The sequence below is a fragment of the Vibrio sp. 03_296 genome (assembly GCF_002265885.1).
Genome location: NZ_NPKW01000492.1, coordinates 1 through 888 on the forward strand (window position 1 = coordinate 1; position 888 = coordinate 888).

Here is an 888-nt window from a genome sequence, read left to right on the forward strand (position 1 = left end):
CCCAAGTTAGGTACGTTTAATGCGCCACGGCACACCATCAAAGAATCGATGCCAGTGATTTCAATGCAGGCTTGACCATCGGCATAGTTCCAGATTTCGCCATTGGCAATCAAAGGAATAGTGGAACGTTGGCGTATTTGGTCAATGTAATCCCATTTGATTTCACTCGCTTTACTAGCCCGCCAGCTTTGGTTGTTGCATGGACGGTTTAGTTCATCCGCTTTGCCTTGCTCTACCGCATCGTACAATCTCGAAACAATCTTCCGGGTTTCCCAGCCCAGACGATTTTGGCAGAAACTGGAATGTGCGAGGCACTGCATCACGACACGCTTTGACCACTTGATAGATCAGTTCTGGGTGTTGCAGTAGCGCTGCGCCCCCTTTGCTCTGGTTGACCATTTTGCCGGACAACCAAAGTTCAGATCGATACCATGCGCCCCGAGCTCTGCGGCGCGGATAGCATTTTCGGCCATCCAGTGGGGATCTTGGCCTAACAGCTGCACTTTGACAGGAACACCATTTTTGTTTTTGACCCTTGTTCAGTTCAGGGCAGAGGCGATAAAACACATGATCTGGGAGGGGTTGGCTGACAACGCGAACAAACTCAGTGACACAAAATCGTAGTCATTGATTTCGGTAAGCATCTCTCGCATCAGGTGGTCGAGCACACCTTCCATCGGTCCCAATATTACACGCATGGTCTATTACTGCCTCTTTAAAAACGAGGCGCGATTGTAGCGATTCACCTTAGCCTTGTCACGATACAGGTTAGGGTAATCGAGCGGAAATCGAGATTAAATGGTCAATTTTACTAGGCATGGGTATATAATCCGTCGAAATTGAAAAAGAAGCCTATTAACGATGACAATATCAATTAATCGAATTAAM

At 47.4% G+C, this 888-nt stretch carries 1 pseudogene; it reads right to left on the reverse strand.

What is annotated here, in order from left to right:
• A pseudogene (locus tag CIK04_RS25645) lies at window positions 1-698 on the reverse strand (tRNA-dihydrouridine synthase); the annotation flags it as partial.
• Between the last annotated feature and the right edge of the window lie 190 nt (window positions 699-888).